Genomic DNA, 19,997 nt, shown 5'->3' on the forward strand with positions numbered 1-19,997 from the left:
TGCGTAAAAGTGATGTTTGAGCATATGTAAAGAACCAAATCGCCTAATGAGAATCGTTGTTGCAAAGACCCTGTTTGTGATGCGGGCAATCGTCGTCTTTACTCTGCTCGAGTCTTTATGCAATCACCGATAAAACCGACAAGAGGCGATGCAATGAGCAACCCAACCAAAGCACGGAAAAGCGATAGCACCGTAGATGCCTGGGCAATCTTGTTCCTGATCATCCTGGTCGTGGGGACGGCGGTTTTCTGGGTCAGCCACCAATAAGCGACCCCGTCCGGGCCCGGTTCCGACGATTGTCCGACAAAAACCGGAAAAATCGCCGTTTTACGGACGTTCGCTGGCTATAATGCGCGGCGAATTTCCGGGGGCTCGGGCGACCAATGTTGAAGTTTCTGTATGGCGCATTACTGACGCTGGGCATGGTCGTGGGACCTTATGCCCAGGCGGCGTCAGTGCTGTTCCTGAATCCTGGAACCGCCACGGAAGCTTTCTGGGTGAGTTACTCGCAATTCATGCAGGCGGCGGCCACCGACCTGGATATGGACTTGCGCATTCAGTATTCCGACCGGGTTGCTGAAAACACCATCAAGCAGGCACGCGAAGCACTGCAGAGTACCCATCGTCCCGACTACCTGGTGTTCGTCAACGAGCAATATGTCGCTCCGGAAATCCTGCGCCTCGCCCGGGGCAGCGGGGTCAAGTTGTTCATGGTCAACAACGCGCTGACGCCCGACCAGATGAAACTGGTGGAGGCGCGACCCGACAAGTACCCCGATTTGCTCGGCAGCCTGGTACCCAACGACGAGGAGGGCGGCTACCTGATGCTCAAGGAGCTGATTCGCTTGCACCGCCCGGTTGCCCCCGGGCAGACGATCGATTTGCTCGCCTTCTCCGGGTTGAAGATCACGCCATCCGCACAGTATCGTGAAAAGGGCATGCGCCGGGCATTGGCCGAGCACCCCGAAGTGCGTTTGCGGCAGTTGGTGTACGGCGGCTGGACCCGCCAGCGCGCCTATGAACAGGCCAAGCTGCTGTTCAAGCGTTATCCGCAGACGTCGCTGGTCTGGGCGGCCAATGACGAGATGGCATTCGGCGTCATGCAGGCCTATGCCGAAACCGGCGGCGTTCCCGGTAAAGGTGCGCTGTTCGGTGCCATCAACAATTCTCCGGCGGCGTTGCAGGCGCTGCTGGACAACCGACTGAGCGTGCTGCTGGGTGGGCATTTCAGTCTGGGTGGCTGGGCGCTGGTGCAGTTGCACGACTACGATGAGGGCGTCGACGTCAGCCAGTATGGCGGGCGCGACCGACAGATACCGTTGCTACAACTGATCGACCGCACCCAGGCCCGGCGATTGCTGGCCATGGCAAGCGCACGAGACTTCGGCGTGAACTTCCACAAGTTGTCGGCGAAGGGCCGGCCTACGTCCTATCGCTACCCCTTCAGCCTGCAAACCCTGATGCACTGAACGGTTCAGACCCCGGCCACGAGCAGCACCAGTTTGACGATGCCGAACAGCGCCAGAGCGAACACCACCGTAAAGGCAATCCCCAGAATCACGAAATGACTCGGCTTGCCGTGAGTGAAGTCCCGCGCGCGGTTCTTCCCGCTCTGCACTCCAAATGCTGCCGCCAACACACTGTGCAGCATCTGCCAGAACGTCGGCGGCTTGTTGTCGACCGGATCGTCCATAAATCCCTCGCCAAAAAGAATGTCCTCAGAGCATAGCCAATCCGGCGATTCATGCTGCAGCCGTGAGCCATGCCATTGAAGCCGGTGGTAACAAACTGGCGTCATTGCGATAACTATCTACCGCAAACCGGTCCTCCCGCAATGGTGTCCTGTCGCTCCACTTGCCAGGAGAGACCACATGTCTACCATTGCCCACCAAAGAACCAGCATTCACGCGGACCTGCTACAAAAGACAAGCCCCGATTGGCTGGTTGATGCCACGCCCGAAAGGCGAGCGGCGATGAAAGAGACCAGCGCGCGCCCGCCAGACTGGTATTGGTATGCGTCTTACAGACAGCAACGTGCATTGAGGGAAAGCTTCAAGGACAGTTTTACCGCCCAGACCCAGCTCGACAAAACGATGTCGACATTGCAGGACATCGATACCTTTGCCGCACCAATACTGAGCAAGGCGCTCAAGGATCGGTTTGGCGTGGACGTCGATGTCAGCAAAACCCTGCTGTGTCTGAGGCGCCCCCTGGACGTCGGCGTTTTTGAAATAGAGCTAACGACGTTCGAGGTCATGAAACTCTCCCTGCTGCAAGCCGCGCTGCATAACTTCGAAGCGTCCGAGTGTGAGGACGGTGCTTTTCACCGCGAATCCGGATTTGTCCTGGAAACGTCCACCCCCGGTACGTTCGAGGGCATCACCGTGAATATGACGGTCAGGGCGTTCTTGTCGCTTTGTCGCGCTCTCGATCTCGGTGCGCAGTATCAAACCTACGTTCAGGGGTTTTTCCAACCAGAGGACGCGCAGAAAGAAGCGACCCTGCGCCAGCAATTCACCGCCAGTCAGAAAGCCGCACTGAAGGCGGCTGCCGAACTGGCGCTGATGAAAAAAGACATCGAGCCCGATGATTACACGATGATCCTGTCGGTGGTCGGCGGTGAAATCCATCCCCGGCTCGGTGACCGGCAGGTCTGGTTCCGTGACTTGAGCTTGATGAAGCGTCGGATGATCGGCTGCGTGGTGTTCAGCATCAGTGAGAAATACCGCTATACCAGCGATTTCATCGTTTATGTTCCCCACGACCCGGAGCATCCACTCAAGCGCTATACCACCGCGCAGTGGCGCGAGGAGTTCAAGCGCCAGTTCATGGCCCGCGATTCATCAACGTCCGACGTGGCCGGACCCACGGCTCACCAGCGTTTTTTCAGCCAGTTCGTGGCCTATGCCGACCGTCCTTATTACTTCGGTCAATTCACCCGCAAAGCCGCGGATTCGCCATCCGATCCGTTGCGCTCCATCTGGGTGAAAGTCGCGCAGCTGATTCCGCCGACATCCACCATCGCCCGCATCAAGGAACTGCCACCCGAGCCCCAGGCCAGGCGCGAGCCGGTCGAAGACCCTTACCTCGACCCATTCGGCATCGTTCGCGAAGAGGGCGGGCTATGGTCTGACAACACGGATCTGTGGACCTATCTGTTCGAGCAGAACCGCGCCAAGGTCATTGCCGACGCACGCAGCCATGCGGTTCCTACCGCTGACGTCGATGCGAAGGTGCGGGCGCAGAAGCTCAATCATCTGCTGGAAATCGGCATGCTTGGGTTGAACATGGTGTCGATGTTCGTGCCGGTGCTCGGCGAAATCATGATCACAGTGATGGCCGGCCAGTTGCTGTACGAGTCGTTCGAGGGCGCAATCGAGTGGAGCGAGGGGGATCGCGAGGCCGCCAAGGCGCATCTGGTCGACGTGGCGGAAAACCTGGCGCTGATCGGCGTCATGGCCGGCGTGGGCAAAGGGCTCGGCAAACTGACCGCGGTGAAACCCGAGCCCGTGGTCGAATGCCTGGAGCCCGTCACGCTGCCCAATGGCCAGACCCGCTTATGGAAACCCGACCTGAGCGGCTATGAGCGTAAAGTCGTGCTGGGCAGCCATTCCGGCCCGGATGCTTCGGGACACTATCGGCTCAATCGCAGGACGTTCATCCGTCAGGCGGGCAAGGTCTATCAAACCCGTTTTGATGAGTCGCTGCAAAAATGGCGAATCCGGCACCCAACCGACAGGACGGCGTATGAACCGATCCTCGAACACAACGGGCACGGCGCCTGGCGCCATACGCTGGAGCGCCCGCTGACGTGGGATCGCTTGACGCTTTTGCGGCGCATGGGCCATGTGACCGAAACGCTTACCGACGATCAACTGCTGAAGATCGCCGACTTCAGCGGCATCAGCGACAACGCCTTGCGCAAGATGCACAGGGATCATTTGTCGCCACCCCCCGACCTGGCCGCCGCCCTGCGGTTGTTCGGGGTTGATCCTGGCGCTGTGCAGGCAAACGAACTGGCCAGTCGCGACTCATTGATCGGCAGGCTGCAGCGCGCTTGCCCGGGTCTTGACCAATCCACCGCGCAGAGGGTCCTGCTTGATGCCAATCCTGAAGAACTCACACGTCTGAAAACAACCCGTCGAATTCCGTTGAGAATGCTTGAAGAGGCTCGTTGGTATGCACAGCAACGGCGGGTGAGCCAAGCCTTTGCCGGCTTGCATCTACCGAGCGCGGCATCCGCTGACAGTAAATGGCTGGCACTGCACACGCTGGAAAAACTGTCAGGCTGGTCTGATGACGTGCGACTGGAGGTTCGCGATGGCCACATCAATGGTCCATTGATCGACAGCATCGGCAGTGAGACCGCTGCGAACCGCAAATATGTGGTGAAAAAGGGGCCGGCCTACCAGGCATTTGATGAACGCGGCGAGGCGCTCAACGGTATCCCCCCGAGCGGCGACAACTTTATCGCTTCAATCATGCACGCCTTACCTGATCAGGCGCGCCAGGCATTGGGTGTTCCACACGTCAGTCAAAGCGATGCACTACAGAAAATAATGGTCGATGCTGCAAACGAACATCGAGCCCAACTGGCGTCAATGCTCGAGCAGCGCAAAGGCAACAGCAAGGCATTCAAGCCACCGGTGCGAGTGACAGAACGCACAGTCGGTTACTACGCCAGCGGGCGAGGGCAGGGCATCAATCCGTCGTTGGTGACGCGCGTACGGGATGTCTATCCGCAGCTCACCGATCAGCAAGCCAACGGGTTCATCCTCAAGCAGTTGCGCGAAGGGAAAACCGACGCGCAGATTTTCAGCCATTTGCAGAGGCGCCTGCGTGAGTGGCAGCAGCTTGAATCCACACTCGATCAATGGAGCGGCGGGCCGGTATCGGAGCCCGTTTTGCAATCGATGCTGGGCGGCAAGGCCACCGCCGCCCGCAACATCAAGCAAGCCTGGCGCAACGCACCGCTGGCCGAAGATCAGCCGCTTTTGCGTTCACTGGAAGTGGTGTGTGATGACCCGCTGCCTGCACTGGCGGCGGACTTTTCACACGTGGATGGGCTGCTTCTTTGGGGGCGTTGCGTCACGGACGCCAACATCGATGGACTGCTGAGCGCGTTTCCCAAACTGAAACGTCTGCAGATCAATTCAACCAGTGATCAGCTGACCAATGTGCCCAAAGCGTTGAGCGCGATGCCGGACCTCACTGGCCTGAGCCTGTCTTCAGCGGTTCCCTACGCGGTTGATATGCCATCGAGGCTGAGTGCGTTGACGTCGCTGGAAGAACTCAGTGTCTATTCCTCGGGGTACGCACCGCTGCAACTGGATGTCAGCCGTATGCGCAACTTGCGCGAACTGAAAGTGCTTGCACCTTCGCTGTATGAATGGCCCACAGGGGTTCTGGAGCTACCCAAGCTTGAACGCCTGGACCTCAGGAGCACCGGGATCAGAACCTTGCCTGACGGTGTGTTCGAAGGCCATGAAAAGTTGTGGTCGGGATTGTCGCTGGACTGGTCGAACTTCGTCCGGGAAAACTTCAAGCCTGCGTATGAGTACGTGAAGAATCACCCGGAACATCTCATCGATCGCGAGGAAATGGTCAGGGATTACTGCAAAGGCGAGCTCAAACGTCTGGCCGACGGCATGCTGGAATCCGTTGGCTTGTACAACAATTTTATCGAGCAATGGCAAGGGGCCGATGCGCGATTCGCAGCTGTCGACGCGCTTAGCGAGCAGTACCGCAAGCTGGACTCGCAACTGAACGAATGGGTCAGCCGAACGATGCAGCAGAACATGGATATCAAGGAAGTGACGGGGCGGTCGTGGTCGGCGACTTTTATCAGGACTAACTGGCGTCACGGTGTATTCAAGCGCTACGGCTCGCCTGCCGATCCTTCGGTGCTTGAGTTGCCAAAAGTGCAGTTCAAGGAGTTTCCGCAGCTGCCTGCCGGTGCGTTCGATCATGTGAAAGCCCTGTATTTGAAAGGTCTGCAAGCACCCGCTGAGCAGTTCCGCGGTTTTATTCGAGGGTTTACCGAGCTGCACACCCTCGACCTGAGCGCGAATGCGTTGACCGACGTGCCGATTGCACCGGGCGACCTGGCGAACCTGAGCCGTCTGGACCTTTCCGGCAACCGGATCGTTGTCGGCCCCGAGGTGCAGCAAGCGCTCAATGGCCTGCGTGCGGTTGAAGCCCTGGACTTGAGCGACAACCCGCTGAATTCACTGGATGTCAGCGGCATGACGCGGCTCAAGGCCTTGAACCTGCGAGGCACGGAACTGCACGCATGGCCGACGGGAACGCAGGAGCTGTCGCAAATGGCCTGGCTGGATCTGCGTGGCAGCAAGATATCCTCGCTGCCTCCAGGGCTTGCTGATGACATGCTGCTCAAGAGCCAGCTGACCGGTATCCCGTTGACCGCGCAAGCCATGGAAGCGCTGAAAGCGGCCCGTCAGCGCATCGAAGTCGCCAAAGTCCTGCCGGCGGGCACGCTCGAACGATTTGATCTGGAGGACGTACCGGTCACCTTCCCGTGGACTGAAAGCAGCTTTTCCATCGCCCGGCATTTGCTGCCCCTGCCGGAAGTCCCAGTGGGCGATGGCATTGTGCATTTTGCCGAGCGCCTACAGCGATTGAACCCGGCGCTCGCCGATGATGAAGCGCTGCAAGCGATTGAGCAGATGCGCACGAACGGAGCGACCGATGCGCAACTCATTGAGCGATTTGCCCAATGGGACCAGACGTTCGAAGACCTGACGCGCCGCTTGAATGGCTGGCTGTATACGCGGGAGTCTGGCGGGGCCGGCTGGAAAATCTCGGCCGAAAGTCGCCGTTCGGCAGCCTTGCGTATCCTCGGGTGCTGGCGTGACGGCCTGACCGGCGCGCGAGGTTCTGTGGGAGAGACGTTGAATCTCAATGGTCTGCAACTGGGTGACCTGCCCGAATTGCCTGCAGTGTTTGCCCACGTGGATACGTTGAATCTGACTGGGGTGAGGCTGTCAGCCCAAGGCTCCAATGATTTCCTCAGGGCGTTCAGCCAGGTCAAAGCCTTGAAGCTCAACGGCAACCAGCTGCAAGCGTTACCTGAGCAAATCCAGAATATGGGCGACCTGGCACAACTGGAGCTTTCGGCGAACCGATTCAGCGACCCCGAGCATCTTTATGCCTCGTTGAACCGACTGGAGCGCCTCGAATGGCTGGATCTGGGACACAACGCACTGGACAGCTTCGATGTTGGGGTGTTCGAGCGACTGGAGAAACTCGATCTGCGCAATAACAACCTGACTGAATGGCCGCAAGGTGTGCTGGACGCCAGCCACCTCCACACGTTGAACCTGAGCACAAACGACATCACCTCAATCCCTGCCGAGGTCTTTGATGGCAACCATGAGGCGCTGATTTCCGGCACGGACCTCAGTGAAAACTACAACCTGGGGCTGGAAAGTCTTGAGCAGATCAGGGATTACCGTGAGGCCGGTGCGCATCAGACGGTGATGGGGCTGTCACGCACTGATCTTGACGAAATGATTGCCGATGCCAGTGGCGAGGGTGAAGGGGTCAGTGAAAGCGAAAGCTTCGAATCCGATGAGTCGCTGCCCGAGGAGCAGCCCGATTTCGAGCAGAGTGCGCCCTGGCTGGCCAACGCTACCCCGCAGGAGCTGGCCGGCAAGAGGCGAGTCTGGAGTCAGCTTGCGGCCGAGCCGGATAACGCTGCGTTTTTTCATTTGCTCTCGCGATTACAGGATACGCAGGAGTTCAGGGTGGCGAATGCGGACCTCACGCGTCGTGTGTGGACGGTCATGGACGCCGCTGCCAGCAATAGCGAACTCAGGGAGGTCCTGTTCGCCAGCTCTAACACCCATGGCACCTGCGTCGACGGTCGAATCCTTACCTTCAGCGGGCTGGAGAGCAAAGTCTTCACCCACAATGCCTTGCTCGACATACCCGCCGGGCGCCTGGCTCTTAAGGGCGAAGCGTTGTTGAAATTGTCCCGACAGCTTTTCCGCCTGGACAAGGTTGACGATCTGGCGACGAAAGCTGCTGCGCGCAGTGGTCGCGATGAAGCGGAAGTTCGCCTGGGCTATCGAATCGGCCTGACGGATGGCTGGAGCGATGGCCTGGAGCTGCCGGGGCAGCCCAAACACATGACCTACGCCTCGGGCGTAACGCCTGGGCAACTGGCCGGAGCCCGGATCGAGGTGATCAGCGCGGAACAGTCCGACAGCTTCTTTGAAGACTTGATCCAGCGTGATTACTGGGTGCAATACCTCAAGGAAAAATACCCTGAAGAATTCCGCAGGCTCGATGAAGCGGAAATGTCGGAGGAGGCTGATGACACCGACGAAGCGGCATTGCTGAACAGGCTTTTTGACCTGGCGGCGGCACGTAACAGCAAGATGGTCGAACTGTCGCGCAAGGAGGTTGGTGACATTAATCCGAGCAGATGACCCACTCTGGACCCGGGCCTGCTCGCGAAGGAGTTGTGTCAATCGTCTGCGATGTTGACTGTAATGCTCTCATCGCGGGCAAGCCCGCTCCCACAATGACCGAGTTGAACGCAGATTGTTGAGCACGACGCAGAACCTGTGGGAGCGGGCTTGCCCGCGAAGGCGGAATGTCAGTCGCTGATGATGTTGAATGTGCAGGCCCCATCGCGGGCAAGCCCGCTCCCACAGGATCTGATGTGGATCAGAATTTTTTTGGACGACAAAAAAACTGTGGGAGCGGGCTTGCCCGCGAAGGCGTCGTGGGGAGCGCCATCGCAGCAAACCCAATCCTGGATCAGTTGTCGTAACCGAGGTTCGGCGCCAGCCAGCGTTCGGTCACGCTCAACTCCTGGCCTTTGCGCGAGGTGTAGCTCTGCACCTGGTCCTTGTCGACCTTGCCCACGGCGAAGTACTGCGCCTGCGGGTGAGCGAAGTACCAGCCGCTGACCGCTGCTGCCGGGAACATGGCGTAGTGTTCGGTGAGGAACACGCCGCTGCGGCCTGCGCTCATTTCCTCGGCCTCTGGATCGAGCAAGGCGAACAACTGGGCTTTTTCGGTGTGATCCGGGCAGGCCGGATAACCCGGTGCCGGACGGATGCCGGTGTATTGCTCCTTGATCAGCGCTTCGTTATCCAGCACTTCATCCTTGGCGTAGCCCCAATAGTCTTTACGCACCTGCTGGTGCAGCCACTCGGCGCATGCCTCGGCCAAGCGGTCGGCCAGGGCCTTGACCATGATCGAGTTGTAGTCGTCGCCAGCGTCCTGGTAGGCCTTGGCCACTTCTTCGGCGCCGATGCCGGCGGTGGTGATGAAACCACCCACGTAGTCGGTCACTTCACTGTCCTTGGGCGCGACGAAGTCGGCCAGGGAGAAGTTCGGCTTGCCGTCGGTCTTGATGATCTGCTGGCGCAGGTGATGCAGCTTGGCCATTGGCTTGCCGTCATCGCCATAGAGTTCGATGTCGTCGTCATGCACCTGGTTGGCCGGCCAGAAACCGAACACCGCACGGGCGCTGATCAGCTTTTCGTCGATCAATTTGCGCAGCATTTCCCTTGCGTCGTTGTACAGCGAGGTGGCCGCTTCACCGACCACTTCGTCCTGGAGAATGCGCGGGAACTTGCCGGCCAGGTCCCAGGATATGAAGAACGGCGTCCAGTCGATGTACTCGGCCAGAACGTTGAGATCGATGTTGTCCAGCACCCGTGTCCCGGTGAAGGTCGGTTTGACCGGCGTGTAACTCGCCCAGTCGAACTGGGGTTTCTTGGCGATGGCCGCGCCATAGCTCAGGCGTTCGGTGCGGGCGCTGCGGTTGGCGGTGCGCTCGCGAACCTCGATGTAGTCCTGGCGGGTTTTCTCGACGAAACCGGCCTTGAGCTCCTTGGACAACAACTGGGTCGCCACGCCGACCGCGCGGGAGGCGTCGGTGACGTAGATCACCGCGTCGTTGCTGTACTTCGGCTCGATCTTCACCGCGGTGTGTGCCTTGGAGGTGGTGGCGCCACCGATCATCAACGGCAGGTGGAAGTCCTGGCGCTGCATTTCGCGGGCGACATGGACCATCTCATCCAGCGACGGGGTGATCAGGCCGGACAGGCCGATGATGTCGCACTTCTGCTCCCTGGCCACCTGGAGGATTTTCTCCGCCGGGACCATCACGCCGAGGTCGACGATGTCATAGCCGTTGCAGCCCAGTACCACGCCGACGATGTTCTTGCCGATGTCGTGCACGTCGCCTTTCACTGTCGCCATGAGGATCTTGCCCTTGGCTTCAGGCTTGTCGCCTTTTTCCAGTTCGATGAACGGGATCAGGTGCGCCACGGCCTGCTTCATCACGCGAGCGGATTTCACCACCTGGGGCAGGAACATTTTGCCGGCGCCGAACAGGTCGCCGACGATGTTCATGCCGGCCATCAGCGGGCCTTCGATCACTTCGATCGGGCGACTGAAGGACAGCCGCGATTCTTCGGTGTCTTCGACGATGTGGGTGGTAATGCCTTTGACCAGCGCGTGTTCCAGGCGCTTGTTGACGTCCCAGTTGCGCCACTCTTCGGTTTCGGCTTCCTTCACGCTGCCGTCGCCCTTGTACTTGTCGGCAATGGCGAGGAGGGCGTCGGTGCCTTCCGGGGTGCGGTTGAGGATCACGTCTTCTACGGCGTCGCGCAGTTCCACCGGGATCTGGTCGTAGATCTCCAGTTGCCCGGCGTTGACGATACCCATGGTCAGCCCGGCGCGAATGGCGTACAGCAGGAACACCGAGTGGATCGCCTCACGCACCGGGTTGTTGCCGCGGAAGGAGAACGACACGTTGGACACGCCACCGGAAGTCAGCGCGTACGGCAGCTCGTCACGGATGTAGGCACAGGCGTTGATGAAGTCGACGGCGTAATTGTTGTGCTCTTCGATGCCGGTGGCCACGGCGAAGATGTTCGGGTCGAAGATGATGTCTTCCGGCGGGAAGTCCACTTCGTTGACCAGGATGTCGTAGGAGCGTTTGCAGATTTCCTTCTTGCGCGCTTCGGTGTCGGCCTGGCCGGCCTCGTCGAAGGCCATCACCACCACCGCGGCGCCGTAGCGCTTGCACAGTTTGGCGTGGTGAATGAACTGTTCGACGCCTTCTTTCATGCTGATCGAGTTGACGATGCCCTTGCCCTGGATGCATTTGAGACCGGCTTCGATCACTTCCCACTTCGAGGAGTCGATCATGATCGGTACGCGGGAGATGTCCGGTTCGCCGGCAATCAGATTGAGGAAGGTCACCATGGCCTTCTTCGAATCGAGCATCCCTTCGTCCATGTTGATGTCGATCACCTGGGCGCCGGCCTCGACCTGCTGCAGGGCGACTTCCAGGGCTTCGGTGTAGTTGTCCTCGCGGATCAGCCGGGCGAACTTGGCGGAACCGGTGATGTTGGTGCGCTCGCCGACGTTGACGAACAGCGAACTGCGATCGATGGTGAAGGGTTCCAGGCCCGAGAGGCGGCAAGCCTTGGGAATGTCCGGGATCTGGCGCGGCGCATAGCCGGCCACGGCCTTGGCGATGGCTTCGATGTGGCCCGGCGTGGTGCCGCAGCAACCGCCGACAATGTTGAGGAAGCCGCTTTGGGCGAACTCTTCGATGACCTTGGCGGTTTGCGACGGCAGTTCGTCGTACTCGCCGAATTCGTTCGGCAAGCCGGCGTTCGGGTGCGCCGACACGTGGGTGCCTGCCTTGTTCGACAGCTCTTCGAGGTACGGGCGCAACTCGCTGGCGCCGAGGGCGCAGTTCAGACCAACGGAAATCGGCTTGGCGTGGGCCACGGAGTTCCAGAAGGCTTCGGTGGTCTGGCCCGACAGGGTGCGGCCCGAGGCGTCGGTGATGGTGCCGGAAATCATGATCGGCAATTCGACGCCCAGTTCTTCGAACACGCCCTGTACGGCGAAGATCGCGGCCTTGGCGTTGAGGGTGTCGAAGATGGTTTCGATCAGGATCAGGTCGGCGCCGCCCTCGATCAGGCCTTTGGTGGATTCGGTGTAGTTTTCCACCAGCTCATCGAAGGTCACGTTGCGGTAGCCGGGGTTGTTTACGTCCGGGGACAACGAGCAGGTGCGACTGGTAGGACCGAGCACGCCGGCGACGAAGCGCGGCTTGTCCGGGGTTTCCAGGGTCTTGGCGTCGGCGACCTTGCGTGCCAGGCGAGCGCCTTCTACGTTTAATTCATACGCTAGGCCCTGCATGCCGTAGTCGGCCAGGGAGATCTGGGTAGCGTTGAAGGTGTTGGTTTCCAGAATGTCGGCGCCAGCGTCGAGGTAGGCTTTCTCGATGCCGCCAATCACGTCCGGGCGAGTCAGTACCAACAGGTCGTTGTTGCCTTTGACATCGCTCGGCCAGTCAGCGAAGCGTTTGCCACGGTAATCCTGCTCTTCGAGCTTGTAGCTCTGGATCATCGTGCCCATACCGCCATCGAGAATCAGGATGCGCTCTTTGAGGGCGTGCTTGAGAGCTTGAAGGCGAACGCTGCGATCGGACATTTGGACTACTCGGTAAGACCATGACGAAGGGCCGGGATGATAGCAAACCTGTGCGCTTTTAGAGCATGACTCGGATTTGCATGAATATCGTTCATGTTGGCAAAGATGACAGACCGGTAGAATCGCGGCGTTTTTTCAGGATCCAGGACCAGGGACATGTCTTATCGCTTCGTCATCAGCAGTGTGTTGATGCTTTTAAGCTGGGGCGCTGCGGCGCAAAGTCCGGCGAACTCCTCTGCCATTTCCTACAGTCGAGACATTCAACCGATCTTCACTGAAAAGTGCGTGGCCTGCCATGCCTGCAACGACGCCGCCTGTCAGCTCAACCTGGGCAGCGGCGAGGGCGCGGCACGCGGCGCGACGAAAGTCCCGGTTTACGACGGTGACCGTACTAAGGCGGTGGCGCCGACGCGGCTGTTTCTGGACGCGTCCGGAAAAGCCGCCTGGCAGCAAAAGGGCTTCTTTTCGGTGCTCGATGCCCAGGGCAGCCAGGCTGCATTGATGGCGCGGATGCTGGAACTGGGCCACAACACCCCCTTGCAACCCAATGCCAGGCTGCCGCAAGACATCGTCCTGGGCCTGAACCGGGAGAACATGTGTGCCATGCCCGCGCAGTTCGATGGCTACGCCGCTTCGCACCCCAAGGAAGGCATGCCGCTGGCGGTGACCGGCCTGACCGACCCGCAGTACCAGACGCTGCAACGCTGGCTGGCCGCAGGCGCACCTATCGATCAACAGGCCCTGGCCCCGAGTGCGAAGGAAGCGCAGCAAGTGATCCAGTGGGAAAACCTGCTCAATTCGCCGGGCGCCCGGCAAAGCCTGGTGGGGCGCTGGCTGTATGAGCACTGGTTCCTCGCCCATCTTTACTTCAAGGAGGGTGAGCCCGGGCATTTCTTCCAGTGGGTGCGTTCGCGCACGCCGACCGGCCAGCCGATTGACCTGATCAATACCCGGCGCCCCAACGATGATCCGGGCACGCAGTTTTACTACCGCTTGTGGCCGGTGCAGGGCGTGATCGTGCACAAGACCCACATCTCCTATCCGCTGAGCGCGACGAAGCTGGCGCGAGTCAAATCCCTGTTCTACAGCGGCAACTGGGAGGCCAATGCATTGCCGGGCTACGGACCGCAGAGCCGGGCCAACCCCTTTGCCACCTTCGAAGCGATCCCGGCCCAGGCGCGCTATCAGTTCATGCTCGATAACGCCGAGTACTTCGTGCGCACCTTTATCCGTGGGCCAGTGTGTCGTGGGCAGATCGCCACGGACGTGATTCGCGATAACTTCTGGGCGTTGTTCCAGGCCCCTGAACATGACCTCTACATCACCGACCCGAACTATCGTGGGCAAGCCACGCCCTTGCTGGCGATGCCGGGGCAGAATGATGATGTCGGCAGCGTCCTGAGCCTGTGGCATGACTACCGCGACAAACGCAACGAGTACGAGGCTCTGCGCCGCGACAGTTACGCCGACGAGCCCGCACCGAGCTGGTCGACCCTGTGGGCCGGCAACGACAACGCGCTGCTGAGCATCTTTCGCCATTTCGACAGCGCCTCGGTGACCAAAGGCCTGATCGGCGAAGTGCCGCAGACGATGTGGCTGTTCGACTATCCGCTGCTGGAGCGCACCTACTATCAACTGGCAGTCAATTTCGATGTGTTCGGCAATGTGTCCCATCAGGCCCAGACGCGCCTGTATTTCGACCTGATCCGTAACGGCGCCGAGCAGAATTTCCTGCGCCTGATGCCCGCCGATTCGCGGGAGGCCTACCTCGACGACTGGTATCAGAACAGTGGCAAATTCAAGATGTGGCTGGACTACGAGTCCATCGACGATGACACGCCGACGGCGCTGAAGCTTGATCCGCGGGATCCCAAGCGCGATTTCGCCCAGCAATTGCTCGCCCGTTATGGCGACCTCAATGCCAGGCCCGACCCGATCAACCGCTGCGATGGCGCCTACTGTTCGCGGCCGAACATTGATCCGGACCTGCAAAATGCCGAGCAAGTGTTGAGCCGCCTGACTTCGCGTCCGGCGGCGGGGTTGAAAGTGATTGATCAACTACCGGAAGCGACCATGCTGCGTATCGAAACCGGCAGCGGCAAGCGTGAGGTCTACAGCCTGCTGCGCAATCGGGCCCACAGCAACGTGGCGTTCCTGCTCGGCGAATCGCTGCGCTATCAGCCGGGGCTCGATACCCTGACGATTTTCCCGGGTGTGCTCAGCAGCTACCCGAACTTCATGTTCAACGTTCCGGCCGGGCAAGTGCCGGCGTTTGTGGATGCGATGGAGAGCGCCAAGGATAGTGACAGCTTTGAGAAAATCGTTGAACGTTGGGGAATACGGCGCAGTCATCCGCAATTCTGGCAGTATTTCCATGACCTGAGCCGCTACATCCAGGAGACCGATCCGGTGGAAGAGGGCGTGCTGGACATGAATCGCTACGAGAACCTCTGAAACACCACCACCCTGTAGGAGCTGGCTTGCCAGCGATGAGGCCGAGACATTCAACACAAATGTCGACCGATCCGGCGCCTCGCTGGCAAGCCAGCTCCTACAGGGCATCGATAAATCTTTCCCGACAAAAATACTGGGACTTTGTCCGGCGCGCCGATTGGCGTAAACTGCGCCCAAGCCTGCGAGGAGTTTCCATGACCGCTATTACCATTACCGACGCCGCCCACGATTATCTGGCTGATCTGCTCTCCAAGCAGAACACCCCGGGCATCGGCATCCGCGTCTTCATCACCCAGCCTGGCACCCAGTACGCCGAAACCTGCATTGCCTACTGCAAGCCGGGCGAAGAAAAACCCGAAGACACCGCGCTGGGGCTGAAAAGCTTCACCGCCTACATCGACCATTTCAGCGAAGCCTTCCTGGACGATGCCGTTGTCGACTACGCCACCGACCGCATGGGCGGCCAGCTGACCATCAAGGCGCCAAACGCCAAAGTACCGATGGTCAACGCCGACAGCCCGGTCAACGAGCGCATCAACTACTACCTGCAAACCGAGATCAACCCGGGGCTGGCCAGCCACGGCGGTCAGGTCAGCCTGATCGACGTGGTCGAAGACGGCATCGCCGTCCTGCAGTTCGGCGGCGGTTGCCAGGGCTGCGGCCAGGCCGACGTGACGCTCAAGGAAGGCATCGAGCGCACCCTGCTCGAGCGTATTCCCGAGCTCAAGGGCGTTCGCGACGTGACCGACCACACGCAGAAAGAAAACGCCTACTACTAAGGTGTTCGCTGCGGCATAAAAAAACGGCGTCCCGTGAGCGCCGTTTTTTTGTGGGTGGAATTCAATGGCCCCTTCGCGGGCAAGCCCGCTCCCCCAGGTTTTGAGTCGGTCACAGCATTGCGGTCAACACAAAATCTTGTGGGAGCTGGCTTGCCAGCGATGAGGCCCTATGGCCTGTAAAGATGCGCATGCCCCGCGCGATACAGCGATGACTCACTGAAGTGGTCACTGCCCAGCACCCGACCCACCAGAATCAACGCCGTGCGCCGAAACCCCTTCGCCTCAACCTTCCCGGCAATGTCCTCAAGCGTTCCTGTCACCCAGTCCTGGTCCGGCCAGCTCGCACGGTGAACCACCGCAATCGGGCAATCGGCGCCGTAATGCGGCAGCAGTTCCTCAACGATCTTCGGCAGGTGATTGACCCCCAAATGAATCGCCATGGTCGCGCCGTGCTGGGCCAGGCTGGCGAATTCCTCTCCGGGTGGCATGGCGGTCTTGTCGGCGTAGCGAGTCAGGATCACGCTCTGTGAAACGTCCGGCAACGTCAGTTCTGCACCCAGCAGCGCTGCACAAGCGGCGGTGGCCGTCACGCCCGGGACGATTTCGAACGCAATGCCCAACTCACGCAGATAGCGAATCTGTTCGCCAATGGCGCCATACAGGCTCGGGTCGCCGGAGTGTACCCGGGCCACGTCCTGGCCCTTGGCGTGGGCGGCCTTGAACAGGTCGATGATCTGTTCCAGGTGCAGTTCGGCGCTGTTGAATACCTGCTCGGCACGATGTCCTTCCAGTACGGCGGCTGGCACCAGCGAGCCGGCATAAATGATCACCGGGCAACTGCGAATCAGCCGCTGGCCCTTGACGGTAATCAGTTCGGGGTCGCCGGGACCTGCGCCAATGAAGTAGACGGTCATCGTCGGTTCCTGTGGGGAGAAAAGGGGCTGAACAGGGCTTCAGATGAAGAATGTTCATGATCGAGGCGGGGATTATCGGGGATTTTATGCCGCGCCGGCCAATGCCAGGGTTGCCTGGGCATATTTTTGTCGAGGGATCAGCAGTTTTGCCGGGGCCTGGGCCAGTTGTTCGGCCAGGGCCAGTGCGGCGCTTTCCGCCACGCCGTAGCAACCGGTGCGTTCAAACGCTATTTGCGATTGATGGCTGAGTTGCGGCTCATAGGGGGCCAGTTGTTCACTGCTGAAATACATCAATTCCAGGCCAAGCTGCTGAGCCAGTTCGATCAGTGCGGGTTCGTCGCGCTTCGAATCGATGCTGGCCAGGGCCTTGATTTCATGGCGGGCAATCTGGTGCGCCGCCAGTGCCTGGTCGAGCAGCGCCAGCAAGGTACTGACGGGGCAGCCCTTTTGGCAGCCCAGGCCGACCACCAGGGTCGGCGCTGTGCTGACGTCTGTCATACGTGGTATTGGCCATCGCTTTTGCGACGGAACAACCAGGCGCTGATCAGGCCCAGGGCCAGCCAGAACGCCACGTTGGTCAGTTGCGAAGCGATTTTGAATTGGGTTTCCAGTGCCTCCGGAGCGAGCATCGAATGCACTTGCGGTTGCGGTGCGCCAATCACATGGGGAACGGCAAGGATTGCCGCACCGAGAACTTTCATCAGCCAGTGACGGCTGAACACGATCAGCGCGATACCGACGGCGGTGGAGGCGGCGGTACCGATCCACCACAGTTGCCGTTGTGCCAGATCGGCGGCGGCAGTGCCTGGCAGTTCAGGTGGCAGGCCGAGGGTCGGCGCGAGCACGAAGGTCGCATAGCCGGCCAGGCCCCAGAGCAGGCCCTGGGAGGTTTTGGTCGGCGCACGCAAGGTGTACAGGCCAGCCAGCATCAGGGCAAAACCGACGGCCACCACCAGGTTGCCGCCGGTGGTCGACAGCACGCGCTGCCAGCCGTCTTCCGGCTCCCAGGCTTCGGCGTCGTGGGTGTGGGCAGCCATCGCGCCATCGGCGTGTTCATGCATTTCAACGGCAGCCGGCTCGGCTTTTTCGTAGGTTTCGGCCTGCAGAATCAGGGGGGCGACCCAGAAACTTTGCAGCAGGGTCAGCAACAGGGCGGCCAGCAGCCCGGTGAAACCTGCGGTTTGCGCAATACGCTTGATCATGTCAGCAGGTCTCAATGGCACGGGAACGCGGAGCTGTGACGGGTATCGTGGGCGGCATTGTGCACCGCTTCGATGTACGAGAAACCGGCGAAATACACAAGGCTTGCGCCCAGGATCGACGCGCAGACGGCGGCGGTCAGACGTTGAGTCAGGGTAGAAGTGGTGCTGGCTGTAGTGTGGCCGGTGCTGCTGATGATCGACATGGCGTTTCCCTCTGGTCTGTCAGCGGGGAATCAAGAGCGCATGCAAAAACCTGCACGACCAGGCGCGCAGGGTTTCAAACAGCGCCCGCCCACCGCGGGTTTGTTGTTTCAGTGATCGTTATGGTCACTTTATGTTGCGGGCCGGTCTCCGGGCTCACGAGGGGCAAAGGCTTGGGCCTGAACCTGAAAACATCACCTTCCCATGCCGTAGTGGCACAGTGGATTTGATGCTTCGCTCGCTTACCGTTGCGGGGGCAGCACCGGACTGACATGGCTTTAGAGTAAAGCACATGATTCACCGGTTTCCCGTTTCACCCTGTGAAGGGCACCCGTAACAAGGTGCGTAGGAGAGCATGGGCGAGGGTTGGGCGTCAATTGGCAAGGGTTCTCAACTGGAAACCGAGTCGCTTTCTTCGCGAGCAAGCCCGCTCCCACACTTGACCCTTTTCCTCTGAAAGAACCCGATCAAATGTGGGAGCGGCGGTGCGGCGATCCGACTTGCTCGCGAAGGGCACACCGCAGAAATCACGTGAACATTGACCCGCCCCAATACCATGCGTAGCCTTGCGCTTTCGAGGTTCTTCGGCGTTTGTCGAAGCTAAGAAGGGAACGCGGTCAATGCCGCGGCTGCCCCCGCAACTGTGAACGGTGATGTTCGTTGCCACGCCACTGCAGGCTCAATCCATGAGGCCGGCGGGAAGGCGCAGCGAATGCCAGGCCCAAGGCCGGCACACCGTCAGCCAGGAGACCTGCCTCGACACAGATTCTCAAATTCAACCGGGCGGGGTGATCCGGTGGCGAACTCTTCAGGCACGCGCATCTGCGTTGCCGGTCGTCGTCCCGTATGCCCGCCACCTAGCCATAGGGCATCCGATGAAAACACTGGCCAAACTTCCCGTCACCATCGTCACCGGTTTCCTCGGCTCGGGTAAAACCACGCTGCTGCGGCATATGCTCGACAACGCCCAGGGTCGCCGCATCGCGGTAATCGTCAACGAGTTTGGCGAGCTGGGCATCGACGGCGAAATCCTCAAGCAGTGCTCCATCGGTTGCACCGAAGAAGAAGCCAACGGCCGCGTCTATGAACTGGCCAACGGCTGCCTGTGCTGCACCGTCCAGGAAGAATTTTTCCCGGTGATGCGCGAACTGGTGGCTCGTCGTGGCGATCTCGACCACATCCTCATCGAAACGTCGGGCCTGGCCCTGCCAAAACCGTTGGTCCAGGCTTTCCAGTGGCCGGAAATCCGCAGTGCCTGCACCGTTGACGCGGTGATCACCGTGGTCGACAGCCCGGCCGTGGCCGCCGGCACCTTTGCCGCCTTCCCGGACCAGGTCGATGCCCAGCGCAAACTCGACCCGAACCTGGACCACGAATCGCCATTGCACGAGCTGTTTGCCGACCAGTTGGCCAGCGCCGACCTGGTGATTCTCAACAAATCCGACCTGATCAACCCGGCCGACCTGGCCCGTGTGCGCCTGGAAGTCGCAGAAGAATTGCCGCCAGCGGTGAAAATCATTGAAGCCAGCAGCGGTCGCCTGCCGCTGGACGTGCTGATCGGCCTGGGTGCCGGCTCCGAAGAACACATCGACAGCCGTCACAGCCACCACGACCATCATCACGATGGCGACGACGATCATGACGACCACGATCACGACGCCTTCGATTCGATCTCCATCGAACTGCCGCAAGCTGACGAAAGCCTGCTGATGGACGCGCTGACCCAACTGGTGGTCCAGCACGGCATCCTGCGGGTGAAGGGTTTCGCCGCCGTTCCGAACAAACCGATGCGCCTGCTGATCCAGGGCGTGGGCACGCGTTTCGACAAGCACTTCGACCGCCAATGGGGCGCCGAAGAGGCGCGCATCACCCGTCTGGTGCTGATCGGCCAGGAACTGGACGCCGCCGTGCTCGAAGCGCAATTGCGCGCTGCGCTCAGCGTGTAACCC

General features: G+C 60.1%; 11 protein-coding genes and 2 riboswitches. Of the genes, 5 read left to right on the forward strand and 6 right to left on the reverse strand.

Going from position 1 to position 19,997, the window contains the following annotated elements; translation table 11 throughout:
* The first annotated feature begins 383 nt into the window (after positions 1 to 383).
* On the forward strand, positions 384 to 1,469 hold the full coding sequence (locus AB7M25_RS13750) for an ABC transporter substrate-binding protein (protein ID WP_454237463.1): 1,086 nt from the start codon (positions 384 to 386) through the stop codon (positions 1,467 to 1,469).
* Between the two features lie 5 nt (positions 1,470 to 1,474).
* Here AB7M25_RS13750 and AB7M25_RS13755 read toward each other — a convergent pair whose 3' ends face one another.
* Positions 1,475 to 1,693 carry a DUF2970 domain-containing protein gene (locus tag AB7M25_RS13755; RefSeq protein ID WP_429389016.1) on the reverse strand — a complete coding sequence of 73 codons (219 nt, stop codon included), beginning with the start codon at positions 1,691 to 1,693 and terminating at the stop codon, positions 1,475 to 1,477.
* 280 nt (positions 1,694 to 1,973) lie between these two features.
* On the opposite strand from AB7M25_RS13755, the gene AB7M25_RS13760 reads away from it, so the two are divergent.
* The gene (locus AB7M25_RS13760; RefSeq protein ID WP_454237464.1) at positions 1,974 to 8,453 is read left to right on the forward strand and encodes an NEL-type E3 ubiquitin ligase domain-containing protein; all 6,480 of its coding nucleotides are present in this window, start codon (positions 1,974 to 1,976) and stop codon (positions 8,451 to 8,453) included.
* A 334-nt stretch (positions 8,454 to 8,787) separates the two neighbouring features.
* On the opposite strand, the gene metH is transcribed toward AB7M25_RS13760, so the two are convergent.
* Positions 8,788 to 12,498: a methionine synthase gene (gene metH / locus AB7M25_RS13765; protein ID WP_429389012.1), complete on the reverse strand. Its 3,711-nt coding sequence runs from the start codon at positions 12,496 to 12,498 to the stop codon at positions 8,788 to 8,790.
* Positions 12,499 to 12,654: 156 nt separating this feature from the next.
* Between metH and AB7M25_RS13770 the strand changes: the two genes are divergently transcribed.
* Both AB7M25_RS13770 and nfuA read left to right on the forward strand, forming a co-directional pair.
* Complete coding sequence (locus tag AB7M25_RS13770; RefSeq protein ID WP_454237465.1) at positions 12,655 to 14,952, forward strand: fatty acid cis/trans isomerase; 2,298 nt, start codon at positions 12,655 to 12,657, stop codon at positions 14,950 to 14,952.
* A 194-nt stretch (positions 14,953 to 15,146) separates the two neighbouring features.
* Complete coding sequence (gene nfuA, locus AB7M25_RS13775; protein ID WP_007912592.1) at positions 15,147 to 15,731, forward strand: Fe-S biogenesis protein NfuA; 585 nt, start codon at positions 15,147 to 15,149, stop codon at positions 15,729 to 15,731.
* A 167-nt stretch (positions 15,732 to 15,898) separates the two neighbouring features.
* Here nfuA and cobM read toward each other — a convergent pair whose 3' ends face one another.
* The 4 genes from cobM to AB7M25_RS13795 form a co-directional block, all read right to left on the reverse strand.
* Positions 15,899 to 16,645: a precorrin-4 C(11)-methyltransferase gene (gene cobM / locus AB7M25_RS13780; protein ID WP_454237466.1), complete on the reverse strand. Its 747-nt coding sequence runs from the start codon at positions 16,643 to 16,645 to the stop codon at positions 15,899 to 15,901.
* Positions 16,646 to 16,729: 84 nt separating this feature from the next.
* Positions 16,730 to 17,143 (reverse strand): cobalamin biosynthesis protein, encoded by a 414-nt coding sequence (locus tag AB7M25_RS13785; protein ID WP_429389006.1) that lies wholly within the window; start codon positions 17,141 to 17,143, stop codon positions 16,730 to 16,732.
* Complete coding sequence (locus tag AB7M25_RS13790; protein ID WP_429389005.1) at positions 17,140 to 17,847, reverse strand: CbtA family protein; 708 nt, start codon at positions 17,845 to 17,847, stop codon at positions 17,140 to 17,142. Before AB7M25_RS13790 ends, AB7M25_RS13785 begins: the two co-directional genes overlap by 4 nt.
* 11 nt (positions 17,848 to 17,858) lie before the next feature.
* Positions 17,859 to 18,050, reverse strand: coding sequence for a CbtB domain-containing protein (locus AB7M25_RS13795; RefSeq protein ID WP_454237467.1), 192 nt, complete (start codon positions 18,048 to 18,050; stop codon positions 17,859 to 17,861).
* 122 nt (positions 18,051 to 18,172) lie between these two features.
* Positions 18,173 to 18,398: riboswitch (cobalamin riboswitch) on the reverse strand.
* A gap of 210 nt (positions 18,399 to 18,608) precedes the next feature.
* A riboswitch (cobalamin riboswitch) is annotated at positions 18,609 to 18,821 on the forward strand.
* A gap of 102 nt (positions 18,822 to 18,923) precedes the next feature.
* Here AB7M25_RS13795 and cobW point away from each other — a divergent pair.
* Positions 18,924 to 19,994, forward strand: a complete 1,071-nt coding sequence (gene cobW / locus AB7M25_RS13800) for a cobalamin biosynthesis protein CobW (RefSeq protein ID WP_102702111.1) — start codon at positions 18,924 to 18,926, stop codon at positions 19,992 to 19,994.
* The last annotated feature ends 3 nt before the right edge of the window (positions 19,995 to 19,997 follow it).

This window comes from Pseudomonas sp. AP3_22 TE3818 (assembly GCF_053628995.1).

What these genes read in the sequence shown, in the direction of transcription:
- AB7M25_RS13750 (WP_454237463.1), top strand. Translation starts at nt 384, where the DNA reads ATGTTGAAGTTTCTGTATGGCGCATTACTGACGCTGGGCATGGTCGTG.
- AB7M25_RS13755 (WP_429389016.1), bottom strand. Translation starts at nt 1,693, where the DNA reads ATGGACGATCCGGTCGACAACAAGCCGCCGACGTTCTGGCAGATGCTG.
- AB7M25_RS13760 (WP_454237464.1), top strand. Translation starts at nt 1,974, where the DNA reads ATGAAAGAGACCAGCGCGCGCCCGCCAGACTGGTATTGGTATGCGTCT.
- metH (WP_429389012.1), bottom strand. Translation starts at nt 12,498, where the DNA reads ATGTCCGATCGCAGCGTTCGCCTTCAAGCTCTCAAGCACGCCCTCAAA.
- AB7M25_RS13770 (WP_454237465.1), top strand. Translation starts at nt 12,655, where the DNA reads ATGTCTTATCGCTTCGTCATCAGCAGTGTGTTGATGCTTTTAAGCTGG.
- nfuA (WP_007912592.1), top strand. Translation starts at nt 15,147, where the DNA reads ATGACCGCTATTACCATTACCGACGCCGCCCACGATTATCTGGCTGAT.
- cobM (WP_454237466.1), bottom strand. Translation starts at nt 16,645, where the DNA reads ATGACCGTCTACTTCATTGGCGCAGGTCCCGGCGACCCCGAACTGATT.
- AB7M25_RS13785 (WP_429389006.1), bottom strand. Translation starts at nt 17,143, where the DNA reads ATGACAGACGTCAGCACAGCGCCGACCCTGGTGGTCGGCCTGGGCTGC.
- AB7M25_RS13790 (WP_429389005.1), bottom strand. Translation starts at nt 17,847, where the DNA reads ATGATCAAGCGTATTGCGCAAACCGCAGGTTTCACCGGGCTGCTGGCC.
- AB7M25_RS13795 (WP_454237467.1), bottom strand. Translation starts at nt 18,050, where the DNA reads ATGTCGATCATCAGCAGCACCGGCCACACTACAGCCAGCACCACTTCT.
- cobW (WP_102702111.1), top strand. Translation starts at nt 18,924, where the DNA reads ATGAAAACACTGGCCAAACTTCCCGTCACCATCGTCACCGGTTTCCTC.